This window comes from Sorangium sp. So ce295, assembly GCF_051527405.1.
GTDB classification, from domain to species: Bacteria; Myxococcota_A; Polyangia; order Polyangiales; family Polyangiaceae; genus Sorangium; species Sorangium cellulosum_B.
In genome coordinates, this window is sequence record NZ_CP150324.1 from 2,967,476 (window position 1) to 2,981,988 (window position 14,513).

At 72.2% G+C, this 14,513-nt stretch carries 11 protein-coding genes; 6 read left to right on the top strand and 5 right to left on the bottom strand.

What is annotated here, in order from left to right:
- Nucleotides 1-77 precede the first annotated feature (77 nt).
- Both WMF11_RS11460 and WMF11_RS11465 read right to left on the bottom strand, forming a co-directional pair.
- Nucleotides 78-929, bottom strand: a complete 852-nt coding sequence (locus WMF11_RS11460) for a hypothetical protein (protein WP_437977477.1) — start codon at nucleotides 927-929, stop codon at nucleotides 78-80.
- 10 nt (nucleotides 930-939) lie between these two features.
- Nucleotides 940-3,303, bottom strand: a complete 2,364-nt coding sequence (locus tag WMF11_RS11465) for a protein kinase domain-containing protein (RefSeq protein ID WP_437977478.1) — start codon at nucleotides 3,301-3,303, stop codon at nucleotides 940-942.
- Between the two features lie 125 nt (nucleotides 3,304-3,428).
- Between WMF11_RS11465 and WMF11_RS11470 the strand changes: the two genes are divergently transcribed.
- Complete coding sequence (locus tag WMF11_RS11470) at nucleotides 3,429-5,141, top strand: segregation/condensation protein A (RefSeq protein WP_437977479.1); 1,713 nt, start codon at nucleotides 3,429-3,431, stop codon at nucleotides 5,139-5,141.
- A gap of 547 nt (nucleotides 5,142-5,688) precedes the next feature.
- Nucleotides 5,689-6,687, top strand: coding sequence for an SMC-Scp complex subunit ScpB (gene scpB / locus WMF11_RS11475; RefSeq protein WP_437979301.1), 999 nt, complete (start codon nucleotides 5,689-5,691; stop codon nucleotides 6,685-6,687).
- A 42-nt stretch (nucleotides 6,688-6,729) separates the two neighbouring features.
- Here the strand turns inward: scpB and WMF11_RS11480 are convergent, their stop codons facing one another.
- Entirely contained in the window at nucleotides 6,730-7,074 is a 345-nt protein-coding gene (locus WMF11_RS11480; RefSeq protein ID WP_437908449.1) for a helix-turn-helix domain-containing protein, read from the bottom strand.
- A 78-nt stretch (nucleotides 7,075-7,152) separates the two neighbouring features.
- Here WMF11_RS11480 and WMF11_RS11485 point away from each other — a divergent pair, with 78 nt between their 5' ends.
- Together WMF11_RS11485 and WMF11_RS11490 are read left to right on the top strand one after the other, a co-directional pair.
- Nucleotides 7,153-8,763 carry a lamin tail domain-containing protein gene (locus WMF11_RS11485; RefSeq protein ID WP_437977480.1) on the top strand — a complete coding sequence of 537 codons (1,611 nt, stop codon included), beginning with the start codon at nucleotides 7,153-7,155 and terminating at the stop codon, nucleotides 8,761-8,763.
- A 199-nt stretch (nucleotides 8,764-8,962) separates the two neighbouring features.
- Complete coding sequence (locus WMF11_RS11490) at nucleotides 8,963-9,592, top strand: helix-turn-helix domain-containing protein (protein WP_437551849.1); 630 nt, start codon at nucleotides 8,963-8,965, stop codon at nucleotides 9,590-9,592.
- 241 nt (nucleotides 9,593-9,833) lie between these two features.
- On the opposite strand, the gene WMF11_RS11495 is transcribed toward WMF11_RS11490, so the two are convergent.
- Both WMF11_RS11495 and WMF11_RS11500 read right to left on the bottom strand, forming a co-directional pair.
- On the bottom strand, nucleotides 9,834-11,216 hold the full coding sequence (locus WMF11_RS11495) for a TldD/PmbA family protein (RefSeq protein WP_437908451.1): 1,383 nt from the start codon (nucleotides 11,214-11,216) through the stop codon (nucleotides 9,834-9,836).
- A 78-nt stretch (nucleotides 11,217-11,294) separates the two neighbouring features.
- Complete coding sequence (locus WMF11_RS11500; RefSeq protein WP_437551853.1) at nucleotides 11,295-12,047, bottom strand: hypothetical protein; 753 nt, start codon at nucleotides 12,045-12,047, stop codon at nucleotides 11,295-11,297.
- A 165-nt stretch (nucleotides 12,048-12,212) separates the two neighbouring features.
- On the opposite strand from WMF11_RS11500, the gene larB reads away from it, so the two are divergent.
- Nucleotides 12,213-12,965: a nickel pincer cofactor biosynthesis protein LarB gene (larB, locus tag WMF11_RS11505; protein ID WP_437551855.1), complete on the top strand. Its 753-nt coding sequence runs from the start codon at nucleotides 12,213-12,215 to the stop codon at nucleotides 12,963-12,965.
- 67 nt (nucleotides 12,966-13,032) lie between these two features.
- Nucleotides 13,033-14,481, top strand: coding sequence for a nickel pincer cofactor biosynthesis protein LarC (gene larC, locus WMF11_RS11510; protein WP_437977481.1), 1,449 nt, complete (start codon nucleotides 13,033-13,035; stop codon nucleotides 14,479-14,481).
- Nucleotides 14,482-14,513 lie beyond the last annotated feature (32 nt).

Consider the following 14,513-nt stretch of genomic DNA (forward strand, 5'->3'; position numbering starts at 1 on the left):
TGTCGCGTCAACTGCCGCCCGCCGAGCGGAGCGCGGCGTCATGGCGTGAGGCGCCGCAGGCGGCGCCTGGCGCGGCGTCAGAGCGCCAGGCGGTACGCGATCAGGACGCCGATGTTGAACATGTCGACGCGCTCGGAGAGCGAGGCGAGATCGCCGGTCGGGGAGACCTTGCGCTGCTCGGGGAGGAACCAGCTCGAGTAGCGGATGTGGCTCCCGACGCTCCAGTTGTCGGCGAAGGCCCAGTCGCCGCCGATCGCGAGCCCCGCGGCGACACCCTCGGTGCCGATCGTCGCCGCCCTGGGCCCGACGTACGCCGTGTCCGAGTACGGGTTGCGATCGGCCTCGACCGACCACGAGTCGTTGACGACGACGCCGCCGACCGTCACGCCGGCCCACCACTCCGAGCTGCGGATGCGGAGGGCGTAGTAGCGAAACAGCCCGTCGAGCATGAAGTAGCTGCGCGCGTGATCGCGCTCGAGGCCGCGCGCGCCGCGCGCGGCGTCGGAGGTCAGCGTCGCCGCCCAGAAGATGCCTGCGCCGAAGCCGATGTCGCGAAAGCGGTAGAGGTTGTGGATGCCGAGGGAGACGCTCGTCTCGCCCTGCTCGCAGGCGCCCGGAGACAGCGAGACGGGGCAGACGTCGGCGCCCGGGAGCGTCATCACGCCGCTGCTCACCTCCACCATGGTGTAGGGGAAACCGCGCTCGCGCGCGGCGACGGCGCGGCGCGCGGCCCTGCTCTCGTCGGCCCGGCCGGGGGCGGAGATCAGGAGCGCGGCGAGCGCGGCGAGCGCGGCGGCGCACGCGGCGCCGCGCGAGCGCACGCTCGTCGCTCGCGCGCTGCCACGCCCCACCAGCGCTGCTCGGCCGCCCTGCCCGGCGCGGGCGTTGGCGGGCGCTTGCGACGTCGGGTACCGGCCGCCTGGACTCACCTTCTCTGGATTATAACCAAGGACCGGTCGACGAGGGGAGCGGCGAGGCGGCGTCCGTGGGCAGCGGCGGCGGCGAGGGCGGAAGGACCGGCGCAGGTGCGGCGCTGGCCGGCGGCGAGGCGGCGCCTGTGCTGTGGGGCGACCCCGCGCCGCCCGGCGTCGGGGACGGGGCCGGCGCGCCCCGGGGGACGGGCGCCGGCGGCTGGCCCTGGGGAGCGCCGCGGACCTCGGCCGCCGCGGGGCGGCGCGGCGCAGACCTGCGGTCGGCGCCTGCGGCCTGCGGCCCCGAGCTCTGTGGAGCGACCTGGGGTGGCGGCGCCGGGGCGGCGCCCGGCGGGCCGCCGGAGAGCTCGGCGACGAGGTGCTGGGCGGTGGTGAGGGCCGGCTGCAGCTCGAGCGCGAGCTTCGCCAGCCGGATGGCGCCGGCCTTGTCGCCGGCGTATTTCCGCCCGAGGGCGTCGGCGACGATGCGCTCGGACGACTCGCGGCGGAGCTCGGCGAGGCGCGCGTCTCCCGGCCACCGCGCGAGCGCCTGCGAGACGATCTCCTTGACGTTCTCGCGGGGCGGGGTGTCCCAGGCGTGCCTGCCCATGCAGTCGCGCGCGCGCTCGATGTGTGCTTCGAGGGTGTCGCGCGCGGCCGGCCCCCCGAAGGCGCCGAGGTGCCGCCCGCCGAGGAACACGACGAACCCCACCGCGCTGGCGCACGCGAGCAGGGCGGTCGCGCGCGCGATCATCGCCCGACGGGGGAGCGGCCGCGCCGCGGACTCGACGCCTTGCATGGTCGACGGCACGGGCGCGGCGTCGCGCATGGGATCGATGCCGAGGCCGATCGCCGTGCGCGCGGGCTCGTCCGCCGCGCCGACGTGGTGAGCGGCGCTCCACGATGCGCGCGCTCCGGCGTCGAGCCGCTCCACCGGTTCGGCGAGCGCGCCGCCGAACCGCGCGCCGCTCGACGGCCGCTCGGCCTGGGACGACGCTGCGAGCGGCGTTGTCCAGGAGGGCGCCGAGCTCATCGAGCTGGACGAAGCGCGCTCGACGCCGCTGGAGGAGGAGCGCTCCTCCTCGCGGCGGTGCGACGTGGGGTCGCTCTCGCGGCGGTGCAACGTGGGGTCGCTCTCGCGGCGGTGCGACGCGGGGTCGCTGTAGCGCGCTGCCTCGCCCCCCGGGAGGCGGGGATCGAGGTCGCCGATGTGGGCGCTCTCGAGCGTCGGCGCGGCGATGCCGCCGATCTGGGCCGCGAGCGCGGGGGAGAGGTCGAGCGATTTGGTGCGCGACTTCGAGGCCAGCTTCATGACCGCGCTGGCGCGCAGGAGCCCGGGCTGGGCGGCGATCTCATCGGGGTCGAGCCCGCTCGCCCGGACGGCGAGGGCGAGGTCGCGGCCGAGGGCGCGCGCGTCGGGGGCCCGGTCCGACGGCTTCTTGGCGAGGTTCTGCATCACGATCCGCGCGATGGGCTCGGGCACGTAGCTGGAGCGCGCGATGCTGCGCAGGTCCGCCGGCGGGGCGTGCGTGTGCTGGACCAGGAGCGCGACGGGCGAGTCGCCCTCGAACGGGGCGCGCCCCGCGAGGCACTGGTACAGGATCGTCGCGATGGAGTAGACGTCCGCCGGCGGACCGACCCGCTGCCCTTCGGCGCCTTCGGGCGAGATGTACTTGGCGGTCCCGAAGATGAGCCCCGCCTGGGTGGTCATCGCCTTGTCGGCCCAGTCGAGGCGGGCGATGCCGAAGTCGAGCACCTTCACGTAATCCGGGTCCTCGCCGCGGCGGACGAGCATGATGTTCTCGGGCTTGAGATCCCGGTGGACGATGCCCTGCGCGTGCGCCTCGCCGACCGCGTCGCACACCTGGAGGGCGATGTGGAGCGCCCTCGGGAGCGGCAGCGCCTCGCTCTCGCCGCCTGCCCCTGCCGCGGCGAGCGCGGAGAGCAGCGAGATGCCGTCGAGGTGCTCCATGACGAGGTAGAGCTCCCCGCCGATCCGGGGGTCGGCCGTGGGGGGCACGCTCCCGGTCATGAGGACCTGGACGACGTTCGGGTGGACGAGCCGGCTCGAGATCTTGGCCTCGCGGTGGAAGCGGCTCACGAGCTCGGCGTTGCTGCTGAGCTCGCGGTGGAGGATCTTCACGGCCACGTCGCGCTCGATCCCGGCCTGGAAAGCGCGGTAAACGCGGCCCATCGAGCCGATGCCGATGAGGTGGCGGGTCTGGATCTGCCCCCCGAGCGTGATGCCCACGTACGGGTCGCGCTCCGCGGCGCCGAAGCTGGGGCTCTTGCGCGAGCTCGCGAGCGGGGTGCCGTCGCGCGGGCAGTAGAGAACGCCCGCGTCGTAGCGCTCGCCGCACGAGGGGCAGCTCTTCGCGGGGGACGGCTCCATCGACGGCGCTGATCCTAGCACCGCTCCCGCCATAAATTCTCGGACGGAGCGGCGTTTCGGCGCGCCGCGGCGCCCGAGGACGCTCGGACGTGGACCGACCGGCGCCTTGCGACTACGGTCGCGGCGTGAGCGGTTCCAAGGCGGGTGCAGCACGGGCGCGCAGCGGCAAGGGGCGCGGCAACGCGGGCGCCGCCCCTGCGCCCGCCGCGCGCCAGGCCGCCGCCTCGCTGGCCCGGGAGGCCGCCTCGCCGCCCCGGGAGGTCGCCTCGCCGGGGGCCGATGCAGGGCCGCGCGAGGGCGAGTACGTCGTCACGCTCCCCACGTTCGAGGGGCCGCTCGACCTGCTGCTGCACCTCATCCAGCAGCACGAGCTCGACATCCTCGACATCCCCGTGAGCTTCGTCACGGAAAAATACCTCGAGTACCTGAAGATCATGCGCTCGCTCTCGATCGACCTCGCGAGCGAGTACCTCGTGATGGCGGCGACGCTGACGCACATCAAGTCGAAGATGCTCCTGCCGAGCGTGCCTGCGGGGCAGGACGACGACGGGATGCCGGGTGAGGAGGAGGATCCACGGGAGGAGCTCGTCCGGCGGCTCCTGGAGTACCAGAAGTACAAGGTCGCCGCGGCCGACCTGGCCGAGCGCGGGACGCTCGGGCGCGACGTGTTCACGCGCGGCATGAGCGAGAGCGAGGTGCCGAAGGGCCCGGCTCCGTTCGCGCAGACGGCCATCTTCAGCCTGCTGGACGCCTTCGAGCGCGTGCTGAAGCGGACGAACGTCCAGATTGATCATGAGGTCGTCTTCGATCGCATCAGCATCACGGATCGCATCGTCGAGCTCACGGAGAAGCTCTCGGCGCGGCGCGCCATGCGGTTCGAGGATCTGCTGCTCGACAGCGTCTCGAAGGGGGGAGTGATCCCTCGCTTCGAGGTCGTCATCACGTTCCTGGCCGTGCTCGAGATGTGCAAGCTGAGGCTCATCCGGGTCCATCAGACGGACTCGCTGGCGCCCATTCACATCCAGCTCGCGGTAGCCGATGGCGCGCCGGTGGCGGATGACGGATTCGAGGACGTCGCGCCGGCGGCGGAGCGGATCGAGACGGCGGGGAGCGAGGAGGCAGGAGCGCCGCCTTCTGCCGCCGAGAGCGAGGTTGCGGAGGCGGTCGAGGTAGGGCGAAGCGAGCCGCCTGGTCCGGAGCTCGTCGAGCCGATCGAGCAGGCGCGCGGTGAACTGTCGGAATCGGAGCTCGCGGGGGCGCCGAGCGGCGCACCGGAGAGCCTGGAGCCGGTCGAGCCCGCGGATCACATGGAGGACACCAGCGTCGCGGAGGCAGAACCGGAGCCTGCGGAGGCGTCGAGCAGCGAACCGGCGTGGTCGGAGCCGGCCGAGCCTGTGGAGCGGGTGGAGGACGTCAGCCTCGCGGAGGTAGAACCGGAGGCTGCGGAGGCGTCGAGCAGCGAACCGGCGTGGTCGGAGCTGGTGGAGCCCGTGGAAGAGAGGAACGTCGAGGCGGGTGACGCGGACCTGGCAGAGGCCGCGGAGTCACCGACCGGCGAACCGACGGGCCCGGAGCTGGCCGAGCCAGCTGAGGAGTCGAGCGGCGAAGTATCGGGGACGGAGCTTCCCGGGATGGCGGACGAGGCGAGTCGTGCGCACGACGTCGCCGGGGGCGAGCCTGCGGTGGACGCGGCGGAAGCCGATGCCGGTCCGGCTCCGGATGAGGCGGAGCGCGATGCGGTGGTGGGCCCGAACGCGCACTCGACCGCTGAGGACTTCGCAGCGCCGCCGACAGAGGTGGATGAGGTAGACGCGGGGAGTGGCCGTGACGGTGGCTGATGCCGCGGCGAAGCGGCGGCGCATAGCAAAGACGACGACAGGTCAGGGCGCTTCGGCGCGGCTGAGGGCGGCGGCGCACGCATGGCTCGGCGGAACGAAGCGGCCGAGGGGCGGGAAGAAGGAGCCGCGTGCACCGAAGACGGCAGCGCAGGGCACGCCGGCCAAGGCGAGCGCGCAGGCGACGCCGGCGCGGCTGAGGGCGGCGGCGCACGCATGGCTCGGCGGAACGAAGCGGCCGAGGGGCGGGAAGAAGGAGCCGCGTGCACCGAAGACGGCAGCGCAGGGCACGCCGGCCAAGGCGAGCGCGCAGGCCACGCCGGCGCGGCTGAGGGCGGCGGCGCACGCATGGCTCGGCGGAACGAAGCGGCCGAGGGGTGGGAAGAAGGAGCCGCGCGCACCGAAAGGGACACGGCAAGATCCGGTCGCTCGCTTCCGCGCTGGCGCATGGGACCAGCTCGGTCATCCGGCGCGCCGCGCCGACGTTCCTGTCCGGAGCGCAACCACGGCGCCCGGGCTCTCTGCCGTCGCGCGCAAGCACCTGAAGGGAGTGTTGGAAGCGCTCATCTTCGTGGCGGAGCGACCGGTGCCGGCGCGTGATCTCGCGCGTTCGGCGAACGCAGAGCACCGCGTCGTGCGAGAGTTGCTGGCCGAGCTCGTCGCAGAGTACGACGGACGAGGATTTCGGCTGGACGAGGTCGCCGGAGGGTACGTCTTTCGAACGAGCCCCGCATTTGCGCCCTTCGTTCGCGAGGTGACAGAGCAGAAGCCGGTCAAGATGTCTCGCGCCCAGACCGAGACGCTCGCGATCGTCGCGTACCGGCAACCGATCACGAGGCCCGAGATCGACGAGATCCGCGGTGTGGATTCCGGCGCGGCGCTCAAGTCGCTCCTGGAGCGTGATCTCGTGAGGATCCTGGGCAAGAAGGACGAGCCTGGGCGCCCGATGCTGTACGGCACGACGGCGCAGTTCCTCGAGTTCTTCGGCCTGAAGGCGCTCGGCGAGCTGCCCACCCTGCGTGAGTTCACCGAGCTGACCGAGGAGTCGCGCCGTGCCTATGAGCGTGAGCTCGGCGAAGAGCCGCCCGAGACGGGGGGGGTGACGCCGGGACAGGAGAGCTTCGCCGGCGCGGAGGGATCGCTCCGGACGAGCGTCGCCAGTGCGAGCGAGAACCTATCGGAAGACGTCGGCGCGTCGTCTGCTGCGCCGCGGGAGGGAGAGGTCGCGATGGAAGCAAGGGAAGACGAAATGTCTGAGGAGATCTCTGTCGTGGGAGCGGACGCAGCGCTTGGTGAGCCTGCTGAAAAGGACGCTTTCCAGCACGCCAACGACGTCGCGGAGGAACCGCACGACGAGGACGACGAGGACGACGAGGACGAGGACGACGAGGACGACGAGGACGACGAGGACGACGAAGACGAGGACGACGAAGACGAGGACGAGGACGACGAAGACGACGGGGACGACGAGGACGAGGACGACGAAGACGAAGACGACGAGGATGAGGACGACGAAGACGAGGAGGACGACGAAGATGACGAGGACTGAACGTTCACCCTTGTCTGAACGTCCAGCGCGTCGCCCCGTCGCTCACGGCGGTGGAGCATCCGTCGGATCCGGATAGGCCTCGGCCAGCTTCGTTGCGGCGCTCCTCAGCTCGGGGTGGGCGAGGAGCTTGCGGAAGAGCCGCCAGAGCTCGGGATCGGCGAGCAGCTGGAGCGGCGAGGCAGCGACCTGTTTCCTCTTCTTGCGGGGGATCGCCTCCGGACCTTTTCGTCGCAGCTCCTCCATCATTCCCACGAAGCGCTTCGTGGGAAAGAGATCTCCGTGCTCCCACGCGAGCACGGTCTCCTGCTCGATGCCCAGCGCTCCGGCGAGCTCGCGGGCCGTGCAGCCGAGCTCCTGCCGGAGCTTCTTGATGTCCTCGGGGGCCATGCGGGGCGAGGGTAGCGGCCTCGAAAAAAGAAAGCGACGTCGAGCAACCGGCAGCGAGCTCCCGCCGAACTCCGCGTCATGACCCATCGTTGCCCGATTCGCCCCTCGTGGACTCCCCGCACGCTCCGCGCGCTGCCGCTTGCGCTCGCGCTCACGCCGCTCGCGGCCTCACCCCTGTCCTGCGCGCCGGAGCTCGTCGTTCCCCCGCAACTCGATGAAGGCGGTGACGAAGAGGACGCCGAGGTCGCCGGCCCCGCAGACGCGGGCCCCGAGCTCCAGATCGAGCCCGCCGCGCCGCTGGACGCCGCGCCTCCGGTGCTGCGGGCGCGGGTGCTCCTCCCCGGCGCCGCTCTCGGGAGCGTCGATCCCGCCCGTGCGCTGGTCGTCCGCGGCAAGCTCAGCGCGGCGCACCTCCGGCAGATAGAGCGAGGCGAGCTGTCGACGGCGCTGTCGGAGCGCGTCGTCCCCTCGATCGCCTGGCTGAACGGGACTCCCCCTGGCGACCTCTCGCTCACCGTGGCGCCGCTCGCCCCGCTCGCTCCCGGGGAGACCTACGCCATCGCGAGCGGCAGCCCTGTGTTCTCGCACCACATCCAGATCGCCACGGAGGGCTCACCGCCCGTGCTCTCACGGCTCTGGCCACCGCCCGACGCCGGCGCGACCCTCGGTCTGGGGGTGTGGTGCGGCGACGCGCCCCTCCCGGAGGTGGTCGCCGCAGCGACACTCGCGCCTGGCGGACCGGCGGGCGAGCTGCGCCGCGGCGCTGTCGACGACATCGGCGCGCGCTGCCTGCGCTTCGAAGGGGAGCCAACCGCCACGGCGCCGCCCGAGGCCGACGGCGTGCGCCTCGTGGGGCCTCCCGTTGCGCTACCGGGCGAGCCGGCGGCAGTGAGCCTCGACCCGCGTCCGTTTATGCTGGAATCTGATCCGCTTCCCGCCATCGCGGCGGCGTGTGCGCCGGACGAGCTCGCGCTCGGGCCGGGCTGTGCTCGGGTCGCCGACGATCGGATCCTCGTTCGTTCGGCGGATGCGCCGCTGCTCTGGGCGATCGCGGGCGCGGGGTTCGACGAAGTCCTCGCGGTACCGCCGGGCGAGCCGTTCGTCCTCGCTCCCCTGCCGCCCTCGAGCCCCGTGGAGCTCGCCATTGCGACCGTCGACAACGCCGGGGTCGTGGAGCGCCGGACGTTCTCGGCCATGACGCTCGCGCCCATGCCCCATGTGATCATCAACGAGGTGCTGGCGAACCCCGCCGGGCCAGAGCCAGGGCAGGAGTGGGTCGAGCTCTACAATGACGGAGACGTCCCTGCTGAGCTCACAGGGGTTGTACTCGCCGATGTGGGTGGTGAGACCGAATTGCCCCCTATTTCGTTCATGCCCGGCGCGTACGCTCTGGTCGTCAACGAGGACTACGTTTCTGATGATGAGCTCGACCCTCCGCCTCCTCCCGAGACGCTTCTTCTCCGCGTTCCCAAACTTGGCAGCCACGGGCTGTCGAACTCGGGAGAACCGCTCAAATTGAAGGATCGAGGAGGTGTTGTCTTGTCCAGGTCGCCCGCCGCGCCCGTGCCAAAGCCGGGAATGAGCCTGGCCCGCGTCGCTCCGCGCGCTCCAGACGGCTCGGCTGGCTCCTTCGCGACCAGCTGGCCGACGCCCGGTCGCGTGAACATAATGAACAAGGAGATCCCCTGAAGGATGGGGAGTTTGCCTCCGCGCGGGGCGAACTCGCCATGGGGCCGAGAAAATTCGAGCAAAGCGGGTGACGGACCCGTCTATGAGAGCTAGGTTTCAATCGAGTAGACAGACGGGTGGGGGGGCCGCCACCTGAGGAGACGCTGCCGCGCTGTGAACGCGAGCTGTGCGGCAGGTGCCTTTCGCGTGGAGTTCGGCGATGGCTGGTGTTCGTGAAAAGCTGTTGACGGCATCGGACCTCGCAGCCTTGTGCGAGGTCGACTTGAAGACAATCCATAACTGGGTAGATCGGGGGAGGATTGCCCATTTCCGTACGCCGGGGAGACACTTGCGCTTCAAGGCGGCGGACGTGGCCGAGTTCCTCCGTGCATGGGGCTATTCGGTGCCCAGGGAGCTCGCCAAGGCGACCTCCAAGTCGATGATGGCCATCGGCACCAAGGATACGATGGCCCACGTGGCGCGAGCCCTCGGGGAAGGCGTGCCCATCCGGCACGCGAGCCACCCGTATGACGCGCTGATCTTCGCGGGGGCGGACCCCGCGGACGTGTACATCGTCGACGTGCGGGCGGTGTCCAGCGACGTGGACGTCCCCTCTCTCTTCGAGGCGCTCCACCGAGCGAACTCGCAGGGGACCTTCGTCGCCTTATCAGATGAGCCGATCAGCCTGCCGTCGTTCGTCGGCCGGATCGGCCGGAGCGACGCGCAGCAGCTGAAGGGCTTCCTCGTGCCCGAAGCGGCCGCGCAGACGGCGGCGCCCCTCCAGGCGGCGAGCGGTCCGGCGTCGGAAGAGCCGCCGCGGAGCCTCGCCGCAGGCGGGTCCTCGCGCTGAGCCAGGGCCCCGGCCGTCCTACGCCCAGCAGAAGAGGCTGGGCTAGGACGGCCGGTCGCGCCCGAGGAGGCTCCGCCAGGAGCCGCAGCACTGTAGAGCGAGCCGCTGAGGTCAGGACCCCCTCCTGCAGCACAACCAGGGGCCGGTTGATGGGTCGCTCGCAACCCTGCTGTCGAGTCCGCTTCGGAGTCTCCTGGAGAAAGACGCGCCCGAGGAGCACGGCTCCTCGGACGGAGGCGCTTCAGCTTCCAGCGATGGTCATGGAGGAGACCCGGAACGTCGGTGAGCACGTCGACGTCCGGAGATCCAGATCGTCCCCGACGGCGTCGATCCGCTGCAAGAGCTCGTCAAGGTTGAGTGAGATGGTTACCTCGCTCACCGGATAGGCGAGCTCTCCATTCTCGATCCAGAAGCCGGACGCACCCCGGGAAAAGTCGCCGGTCACGGCGTTGAAGCCGAAGCCCATCATCTCGGTGACGTACAGCCCGCGCGGCGTGGAACGGACGATCTCCGCCGCCGGCGTGGACGTGGGCTGGAGGAGGAAGTTCGACGTGGACGGCCCGACGCCGCCGCCAGCGCCGCGCGAGGCGCTGGCGGTCGGCGGGCGCTTGAGCTTCCGGCCGCTGTAGCTGTCGCACAGGTACGTCTTCAGGATGCCTTGCTCGACCACGACGTTGCGCCGAGCGAGGAGGCCCTCGCCGTCGAACGGACGCGAGCCGGGCGCGCGCGGGATCAGCGGGTCGTCGACGACCGTGATGAGATCGCTGGCGATGCGCGTCCCCTCGCGGCCGACGAGGTAGCTCGACTTGCGCCAGATCGAGCTGCCCATGATGCAGGAGCCGAGCAACCCGAGCATCGACCGGGCGACGTCCGGGTCGAAGACGACGGGCGCCTCGCAGGTCGCCACCTTGCGGGCGCCGAGCTTGCGCAGCGTCCGGCGCGCCGCCTCGCGGCCCACGGCGTCCGGGGCGTCCAGGTCGGCGAGGTGGCGCCGGCCGGTGAAGTAGAAGCCGCGGCGCTTCTTGTCGCCGCTGTCATCGGCGATCGGGGAGACCACGAGCTGCGCGTACGAGCCGGCGAAGCCGCCGCGGAACCCGCCGGACAGGACGAGGGCGAAGGCGCCCGCGCTCCGCGAGAACGTCGCGCCTTCGCTGTTCGTGATCCGCGGGTCGGCGTCGCGCGCGGCCTGCTCGCCTCGGCGCGCGATGTCGATCGCCTGCGCGGCCGTGACCTCGCCGCCCGAGGGATCGTAGAGATCGAGCGCGGGGAACGGCCCGTTGGCGATGAGCTCCGGATCGGCGGGGCCGGCGAACGCGTCCTCCTGGGAGATGTCGGCGAGCTCGAGCGCGTCCGCCACGAAGCGATCGATGCCGCGGGGCGTGAGGTCGGACGTCGAGGTCAGCGCGACGCGCTGCTTCTTGATGATCCGCATGCCGAGGCCCTTGTGGACGGCCTCCTCGACGAGCTCGGGCTCGCCGAGGCGCACCTTGGTGGTGAGCTCGGAGCCGGAGCGGGCGATCGCCTCCGCGACGTCGGCGCCGCCCTTCCTGGCGCGCGTCACCACCTGCTCGGCGAGCTCCATGAGTTCCTCGACCTGCTGCTCCACGCGGGCTCGTTCGGACATGGGGCGACAGGGTGGTGGAGCGGGCTGGCTCCGTCAACGCGGTGACGCGGTCGCCTCCGCGCGCGCACCAGGGGCGTCTCAGCCCGGCCGGTTCGAGCGCCCGCCGCTGCCGACGCCGAGCCGACGCTGAGGGCGTGTCGAGGCGGGCCGGGGGGGAACGACCTCAGGCGCTGGCTCACTCGGGACGGCGCGGGGGCGCGCGCCGGGGGAGGGCTCGACCTTCGGCGCGCCGCCCGGGGGCTCGCGCCGGAGCAGGGCGCTCACGGTGACAGCGAAGCCGCCGGCCAGCATGGTGTACATCCAGAGGAGCGCATACCCGAGCGGACCGCCGGCGACCGGGTGGACGCCGAAGTCGCCCTCGACCTGCCGGTAGGTGCCGTCGAGCGCGAGCCGCCGGGACAGGGCCAGGACGGCGAACAAGGCGATCGACAGCGGCGCGCCGGCGAGGACGGCGAGCGCATGGACCGCGCGCTGCGCGGTCCACCTGCCGCCAGCGCTCCCGGCGAAGCGATTCGCGGCGGCGAACCCGGCGGGCACCGAGGCGGCGTTGACGAGGACGAGCACGAGGTCGACGGCGGACGGGATGCGACGCGTGTCGACGAGGTACGCGAAGCTCCAATCAGGGGCGAACACCAGGAAGTACGCGCAAACCGGCGCGAAGACGAGGCAGGCGAACAAGGAGACGAGCGCGAGCGGCCGAGCGCGCGCGCCCGGCGCCAGCCGAGGCTCCGACGCGCGCAGCGCGCCCAGGCGGTGAGGGGCTGCAGCGCTGAACCAGGCGAGCAGCGCACCGAGAGCAAAGCCGACGAGGGGAGCGACGAAGGCGGGCACGCGGCGCCGAAAGTAGTCCTGTCGCCCCCTCCTGAGCAAAGTGCCTGGACCTTTTCCTGACCAGGACGGCTCCAGCGGCCCACACAAGGGCTCTTCCGGGCGCCGCTGGGCAGGCGGGGCGGAACGTTTGCTCTGGGGACGCCGCCGCGCTAAGCGGCTGCGCGCATGGAGCCGCGCCTCGTCCGGGAGATGCTTGAGCGCGTTCGGGCCGGCGAGCTTGCCGTCGAGGAGGCGCTCGATGCCCTCCGAGGGCTGCCTTTCCGGGACCTGGGCGTCGCGACCGTCGATCACCACCGCGCGCTCAGGCAGGGCGTCCCCGAGGTGATCTTCGGCGAAGGGAAGACACCCGAGCAGATCGCCCTGATCGCCGGGGAGATCTCGGGGGCGGGGCAGAACGTGCTCGTGACCCGGGTCGACGCCGCGAAGGGCGCGGCGGTCTCGGCGCTCTTGCCCGCGTTCCGTTATGTGCCCCTCGCGCGGACCGGCAGCATCGAGGTCGCGCCGCCGCCGAAGCGCACCGCCGGGGCGGTCGCCGTCGTGACCGCGGGCACGAGCGATCTGCCGGTCGCCGAGGAGGCCATCGAGACGCTGCGCGCCGTGGGCCTCGAGGCGAAGCGGCTGTACGACGTGGGGGTCGCGGGGCTGCACCGCTTTCTCCATCGCGTCGAGGAGCTGCGCAAGGCGTCGGCCGTGATCGTGGTCGCGGGCATGGAAGGCGCGTTGCCCAGCGTGGTCGGCGGGCTCGTGGCGGCGCCGGTGATCGCGGTGCCGACGTCGGTCGGCTACGGCACGGCCCTGGGCGGCTTCACCCCGCTCTTCGCCATGCTCACGTCGTGTGCCTCCGGAGTCGCCGTGGTCAACATCGACAGCGGCTTCGGCGCGGCGATGGTGGCGCATCGCATGTTGCCGAAGGAGTAGCTCGGAGCGAGCGCGACCGCGGGAGCGCCGCGCCGCGAAGGCGCCCGGGGAACGGAGAAGGCGAGAGATGGGACACGGGCACGATCACGACCACGCGCACGGGGATGCGCACGGAGACGAGCTCCACCACGGGGGCCATCACGACCACGGACACGGGCACGAAAGCCATCACGACCACGGACACGGGCACGAGGGCCATCACGATCACGGGCACGCGCACGGGGGCCATCACGATCACGGGCTCGCGCACGAGGGCCATCACGTGCACGCGCACGGGGGCCATCACGACCACGGGCACGCGCACGACCATCCGCGGGCGCCGCTCCTCGAGGAGGGCGCGGGCACGGGCAAGGTCCTGTTCTTCGACGCCTTCAGCGGGATCGCGGGCGACATGACCATCGCCGCGCTGCTCGATCTCGGGGTGCCCCTCCTCGTCATCGAGCGCGCCGTCGCCGCGCTGCCGCTCGATGGGTTCCACCTGCACCGCGGGCACGCCCATCGGAGCGGCATCGTGGCGACCTCGTTCGACGTGCACGTCGAGGCGCCGCAGCCGGAGCGCACCTACGGATCCATCGACGCCATGCTCGCCGCCGCGCCGCTCGATCCACCGGTCGCCGCGCTGGCGCGCCGGATCTTCCGGCGCCTCGGCGAGGCGGAGGCCGCCGTGCACCGGATCCGCCTGGAAGACGTGCACTTCCACGAGGTCGGCGCCGTCGACGCGATCGTGGACATCGTGGGCGCCGCCGCCGCGATCGTGCACATCGGAGCGGAGGTCGTCGGATCGCCGCTGCCCATGGGGCGCGGGTTCGTGAAGGCGCGGCACGGGATCCTCCCGCTGCCGCCGCCCGCGGCGGTCGCGTGCCTCCGCGGCGTCCCGACCTACGGCGTCGAGCTCGACGCCGAGCTGGTCACGCCCACCGGCGCTGCCATCATCGCCACGCTGGCGACCCGGTTCGAGCGCTGGCCGACGTTCGCCCCCGATCGGATCGGCTTCGGCGCCGGTCAGCGCGAGCTGCCGGACCGCCCCAACCTGCTGCGGGTCGTGCTCGGGACGCGCACGGGTGGAGACGAGAGCCTCGGCAGCGCGTCGCACGTGATCGTCGAGGCGAACGTCGACGATCTGACGGGCGAGGTGGCAGGGCACGCGATCGAGGCGCTGTTCGCGGCGGGCGCGCTCGACGCCTGGGCGGCGCCGATCACCATGAAGAAAGGGCGCCCCGCCCTGACGATCGCGGCGCTCGCGGCCGCCCCCCAGGCCGACGCCGTCGCGACGGCGCTGCTCCGCGAGACGACCAGCATCGGGCTACGGAAGATCCCGGTCGCGCGCACCGAGCGGCCGCGGCGGATCATCACGGTGCAGACGGCGTACGGAGCCATCCGGGTGAAGATCAGCGAGGGGCCGTTCGGGCCGCCGCAGATCAAGCCGGAGTTCGACGATTGCGCCGCGGCGGCGAGGACGCACGGCGTGCCGGTGCGCGAGGTCGTCTCGGCGGCGCTGTCGGCCGCCAAGGGGTGACGCCGCGCCGCGCAGGGTGCTGCCGCGCGGCG